This is a genomic window from Mesorhizobium sp. M7A.F.Ca.CA.003.01.2.1 (assembly GCF_003998945.1).
GTDB classification, from domain to species: domain Bacteria; phylum Pseudomonadota; class Alphaproteobacteria; order Rhizobiales; family Rhizobiaceae; genus Mesorhizobium; species Mesorhizobium ciceri.
On sequence record NZ_RZRA01000297.1, the window covers coordinates 1 to 5,717 of the forward strand.

Below are 5,717 nucleotides of genomic sequence, written 5' to 3' on the forward strand. Positions count from 1 at the left end.
GCTCTCCTCGTCTCGGTGCACCTCGGGCACCCCTATTGTGCATTCATGCCGCCGGCCAAGGCCGACCGGGCCGATGTTGCCGGTCTGGTGGAACTGCTCAGTCGAGCGGCGCCCGCGACCTGTGGGAAGGCCGGGGCGCCGCGCTGAAGCCGGATCCTGACGGGGGTGTTCAGGTGGCCGGCTTTTCCGGTATCGGCGATACGGGCGCTCCGGGGCCGATCTTCTGCAGATTGCCCGTAATCACCTGGTCGCCCTCGGCGACGCCGCTGAGGATGGCGACCTGATCGCCGCTCGTCGGTCCGAGCGAAACCAGCCGCTGGTCGACCGTATTGCCCTTGCCGACGACATAGAGATATTTGCCGAGCTGGCTTGAGCCCAGCGCCGTCTGTGGCACCATCAGCGCATCGGCCTGCTCTCTCACATGCAGCCGGACACGGACATATTGGCCCGGCAGCAGCGTGAACTTGCCATTGCCGATCGTCGCGCGCGCCGTGATCGTGCCGGTCGAGCGGTCGACCGAATTGTCGATGAAGGTAAGCTCGCCCTTCTGGCTTGCCTCGGTCTGGCCGGGGAGCAGGACATCCACTTCGATCGGGCCGTTCGCACGGGCTTGCTCGATCTCGGTCAGATCCGTCTCGCTCGGGTTGAAGGTGACGTAGATCGGGTCGAGCTGCACCAGCGTGTTGAGCACGGTGCCGGCGACGCTGACCAGCGTTCCGACCGAGGCCTGGTTGCGGCCAAGGCGCCCGGCAAACGGCGCCCGGATTTCAGCGTAGCTCAGATTGAGCTCTGCCGTGCGGACCGCCGCCTGGTTCAGCGCCAGCGATGCCTGCGCTTCGCGCAAGGTGCTGGTGCGCTGGTCGAAGCCGTCCTTGGCGAGGTAGCCGCTCTTGGCGAGCTCGGTGCCGCGACCAAGATTCGAGCGGGCATAGTCGAGCGTCGCCGTGTCGCGCTGCACTTGGGCCTTGGCCTGGTCGAGCGCCGCCTGGAAGTCGTCAGGCGAGATCTTGTAGAGAAGATCGCCTTGCCGGACGTCGACGCCGTCGGCTGCGGTCTGCTCCTGCAGATAGCCGGGAATCCTCGCCTGTAAGGTGATGCTGCGGATCGGCTCTGTCCGCGCGGCATAGTCGAGGTAGATCGGGATCGTCTTCTTGACGACGCTGACCACCGGCACCGGCATGACGAACGCCGCCGGGGCGGGCGCCGCACCTGCCGTGCCGGCATTGAGGCTGAGATTGCCCATATCGAGCAGGTGGACGCTGGCCACCGAGATCGCACCCAGCGCGACAGCCGTTCCCAACGCGATTTTCCATTTACGCATGATCAGTCTCCAATCTTATTCGGCCGCTTCCGCCAGGGGCGGTAAAGCGTGCTCAGCAGTTGGTTCATTGTCTTGAGAGGTGGGCTCGTCTTTGCCGCGGCGTTCACGCAGCTGTTCGATGACCGCGTAGAACACCGGCACGAACACCAGCGACAGGATGGTCGCCGCGACCATGCCGCCGAACACGGTGGTGCCGATCGACTGCCGGCTTGCCGCACCGGCGCCGGTCGCAAACATCAGCGGCAGCACGCCGAGGATGAAGGCGAAGGCCGTCATCAGGATCGGCCGCAGCCTGAGCCGTGCCGCCTCCATCGCCGCGTCGACGATGCTGAGGCCTTCCTCGCGCCGTCGCCTTGCGAATTCGACGATCAGGATCGCATTCTTGGCCGCCAGGCCGATCAGCATGACGAAGCCGATCTGCGAGTAGACGTCGATCTGCATGCCACGCAGCAACAACGCTGCGAAGGCGCCGAACAGGGCCAGTGGCACCGCCAACAGCACCATGAACGGCATCGCCCAGCTCTCATACTGCATCGCCAGGATCAGGAAGACGAAGACAATGGCGAGGCCGAAGACGACGGACGCGATCGATCCTGCCTTGAGCTCCTGGAAGGTGATGCCGGTCCATTCGAAACCGAAATCCCTTGGCAGCGCGGTTGCAGCGGCCCGTTCCATGGCGGCAACCGCCTGGCCGGAGGAAAAGCCCGGTGCGGCGCCGCCATTGATCGAGGCCGAGGCATTGTTGTTGTAGTGCGGCACGGTCTCCGGGCCGACGAAGGGCACGAGTTTGCCCAGCGTCGAGAGCGGCACCATGCCGCCGGAGGCATTGCGCACATAGAGCCGCGAAATGTCGGCGGCACCTGCACGTGCATCCTTGTCGGCCTGGATGGTCACCCGGAAGGTGCGGCCAAACAGGTTGAAGTCGTTGACGTAGAGCGAGCCGAGATAGATCTGCAGCGTGTTGAAGACATCGGGCAGGTTGAGGCCGAGCAGTTTGGCCTTGCTGCGGTCGAGGTCGTAGTTGAACTGTGGCGTCGAGGTCGAGAACGGCGAGAACAGCTGCTGCGGGTTGATTTCCGGCTGCTTGCGCGCCTCGGCGATCACGGCTTGCGTCGCATCGTTGAGGGCTGAACTGCCGCGGCCGGTCAGATCCTCGACGACGAATTCGAAGCCGCCCGTCGTGCCGATACCGGGGATCGACGGCGGATCGAAGCTCAGCGCGAAGGCTTCCGGGATCTGCATCAGCTTGCCGCGCACATCGGCGACGAGCTTCGATGCGCTCTGGTCGGGGCCCCGCTCCTCCCATGGCTTCAGGATGGCGAATTCGACCGCCGAATTCGATTGCGCGGCACTGGTCAGGAAGTTCAGGCCGCTGATCGAGCCGACGATGTCGACGCCGGGCGTCGCCTGCAGGATGTCGCGTGCCTTCTGCGCCACCGCGTCGGTGCGTTCCAGCGATGCGCCGTCGGGCAACTGGATGACGACGAAGAAATAGCCCTGGTCCTCGACCGGAAGGAAGGTCGAGGGCAGGCGCTGCCAGACGAAGTAGGTGGCGACCAGCCCCGCCGCGAACAGGCCGAGCATGATCCAGCGCAAACGGATGAGGATGCGCACACCATTGGCATAGGCGTGCGACAGCCTGTCGAAGCCGGTGTTGAACCAGCGGAACGGGGCGAACTGCGTTTCGCCGCGATGCCGCAGGAAGGCGGCACTGAGCGCGGGGCTCAGCGTCAGCGAGTTGAAGGCGGAGATGCCGACGGAGATCGCCACCGTCAGTGCGAACTGGTTGTAGAGCTTGCCGGAGACGCCGGGAATGAAGGCGACCGGCACGAACACCGCCATCAGCACCGCGGTGGTGGCGATGATCGGGCCGGTGACCTCGGTCATTGCGGCCTTGGTCGCCGCAAGCGGTTTGAGCCCGGCCTCCAGCTGTCGTTCGACATTCTCGACCACGACGATGGCGTCGTCGACGACGAGGCCGATCGCCAGCACCATGCCGAGCAGGGAGAGCATGTTGAGCGAGAAGCCGAGCATCTCCATGACGACCAGCGTCGCCACCAGCGACACCGGAATGGCGATGGTCGGGATGATCGTCGTGCGCCAGCTTTGCAGGAAGAGGAACACCACGGCGACGACCAGCACCAGCGCTTCGCCGAGCGTGATCAGCACGTCATGCATCGACGCCGAGACGAAACGGGTGGTGTCGTAGTGCATCGCATAGGACACGCCCTTCGGGAAACGGCCCGACAGCTCCTGCATCTTGTCCTTGACGCGCTGCTGCAGATCGAGCGCGTTGGAGCCGGGCATCTGGTAAACGGCAAGCACCACGGTCGGGTCTTTACCGAAGAAGGCAGACGACGAATATTGCAGCGCGCCGAGTTCGATGCGGGCGACGTCGCGCAGCCTGACCAGCGAGCCGGTATCGGTGTTGGCGCGCACGACGATGTCGCCGAATTCCTTGGGATCGCTCAAGCGGCCGACGGCGTTGACCTGCATCTCGAAGGCGGTGCCGGCGGGTGCCGGCGACTGGCCGATCTTGCCGGCCGCCACCTGGACGTTCTGTTCGGCGATGGCGTTTTGCACATCGACGGCGGTGATGCCGAGATTGGCGAGCTTGTCGGGATCGAGCCAGACGCGCATCGAATAGCGCCGCTCGCCGAAGATCTGCACGTCGCCGACGCCGGGCAGCCGCTTCAGCGGGTCGACCACCTGCAGATAGGCAAGGTTGCTCAGCGCCACCGGATCGACCGAACTGTCGGGCGAAGTCAGGTTGACGATCAGGACGAAGTTCGGATTCTGCTTCTTGATCGTCACGCCGCCCTGGTTGACGATCGCCGGCAGCGACGAGGCGGCCTGCGAGACGCGGTTCTGCACGTCGACGGCGGCGGTGCTCAGCGAATAGCCGACATCGAAGGTGATGGTGATGGTCGAGGAGCCGTCATTGGAACTCGTCGACGACATGTAGGTCATGCCCTGCACGCCGTTGATCTGCTGCTCCAGCGGCGTCGTCACCGTGTCGGCCACCACTTGTGCGCTGGCGCCCGGATAATGGGCGCTGACCACGACCTGCGGCGGCGTGATGTCGGGAAACTGCGAGACGGGCAGCAGGAAATAACAAATCGACCCGGCGAGCACCATGATGATGGCGATCGCCGAGGCGAAGATCGGACGGTGAATGAAAAAGTTTACCACGACACGCACGCCTCTCCGGCTGCTGTTGCCCGCCCGAAGGCGCTGGCAACCCTGGACAGCCTTTGGCCGCGCTTGTCACCGAGGCCGTCCCGCGAACGCAGCAACGGCACCTCGCCACGCTGCGTATCGGCGAGCGAGCGCAACATCGTCTCGAAGGCGCGCGGGTCGACGCCATCGGCTTTCATGACCAGCCGGATCATCGGATCCCGGACGGCTTCATCTATGGTAAGATCGCGGCGCTGTGGCATGGCCGGCTCCTTGTCTGTCGATTCGCAGCCCGTGCTCGCGAACCGTTTTCATCTCTTCACCGGCCGAGGCCGCATGATTGGCAGTTTCTCGCCCCTCTCGTCTGGCAGGGCCGTTCACGGCCTTGTTATTGACGGTGGACGATATAGGTGTTACCAGTAAGTAACATTCTGGAAGTTACAGACCGGTAACACCCTAGTCAAGAGGTGGCCGAGGGTTTTTTGGAAACGAAAGGAGATCATGATGGCAGACGGCATCGTGGAGCGCTCTCGTCCCCGGGATCGGATCCTGGAGACGGCACGCGACATGTTCCACAAGCATGGCATCAAGGGCGTCGGCGTCGACGCCATCACCGAAGCTGCCGGCACGAACAAGATGACGCTCTATCGTCACTTCGAATCCAAGGACGAACTGATCGTCGAATGCCTGCGCGCCAATGCGGCCAAGGCCGGCGCTATGTGGGAAGCATTCGAGGCCGAATTCCCTGGTGACAAGCTTGCCCAACTGCATGCCTGGGTTCGCAAGGCGGCTGCCATGCTCAATGCGGACGGCCGCGGCTGCGACATGGCCAACGCCGCCGCTGAGCTGACCGAGCCGGACCATCCGGCCAGGCTGGTGATCAAGGAGCTCAAGGAAGCCCAGCGCGCGCGCCTTGTGACGCTATGTCGGGATGCCGGCATTGGTCAGGCCGAACTGCTCGCCGATACGCTGTCGCTGTTGTTCGAGGGCGCGCGTGTCAGCGTGCAGACCGTGGGTACCGAAGGTCCGAGCACCCAGTTCGTGCGCATGGCCGAAGGGCTGATCGTTTCGTTCCGGGGCGCTGCCGCCGGTTGAGATTCGCCACGATTGTTGGCGGGTTACGGCTCTATGACGGAGGGCCGCGTACGCCGTTGACCCAGGCGGTATGGAAACTCCGGCGGCCAAACGAAAAAAGCCCGCTGCCGGGAGGAGGTGGCAG

At 64.3% G+C, this 5,717-nt stretch carries 4 protein-coding genes; 1 reads left to right on the forward strand and 3 read right to left on the reverse strand.

The window, feature by feature from the left end; genetic code table 11:
* Positions 1-169 precede the first annotated feature (169 nt).
* Genes EN969_RS14130 through EN969_RS14140 form a run of 3 tightly spaced genes read right to left on the reverse strand, consistent with a single transcriptional unit; the run spans position 170 to position 4,761 of the window.
* A complete protein-coding gene (locus EN969_RS14130) occupies positions 170-1,321 on the reverse strand; it encodes an efflux RND transporter periplasmic adaptor subunit (protein WP_013532876.1) in 1,152 nt (383 codons plus the stop codon).
* Between the two features lie 15 nt (positions 1,322-1,336).
* Positions 1,337-4,513 carry a multidrug efflux RND transporter permease subunit gene (locus EN969_RS14135; RefSeq protein WP_024502613.1) on the reverse strand — a complete coding sequence of 1,059 codons (3,177 nt, stop codon included), beginning with the start codon at positions 4,511-4,513 and terminating at the stop codon, positions 1,337-1,339.
* A complete protein-coding gene (locus EN969_RS14140; RefSeq protein ID WP_024502614.1) occupies positions 4,507-4,761 on the reverse strand; it encodes a hypothetical protein in 255 nt (84 codons plus the stop codon). The genes EN969_RS14135 and EN969_RS14140 overlap by 7 nt, the downstream gene beginning before the upstream one ends.
* Before the next feature lie 241 nt (positions 4,762-5,002).
* Between EN969_RS14140 and EN969_RS14145 the strand changes: the two genes are divergently transcribed.
* On the forward strand, positions 5,003-5,593 hold the full coding sequence (locus EN969_RS14145) for a TetR/AcrR family transcriptional regulator (RefSeq protein WP_013532873.1): 591 nt from the start codon (positions 5,003-5,005) through the stop codon (positions 5,591-5,593).
* The last annotated feature ends 124 nt before the right edge of the window (positions 5,594-5,717 follow it).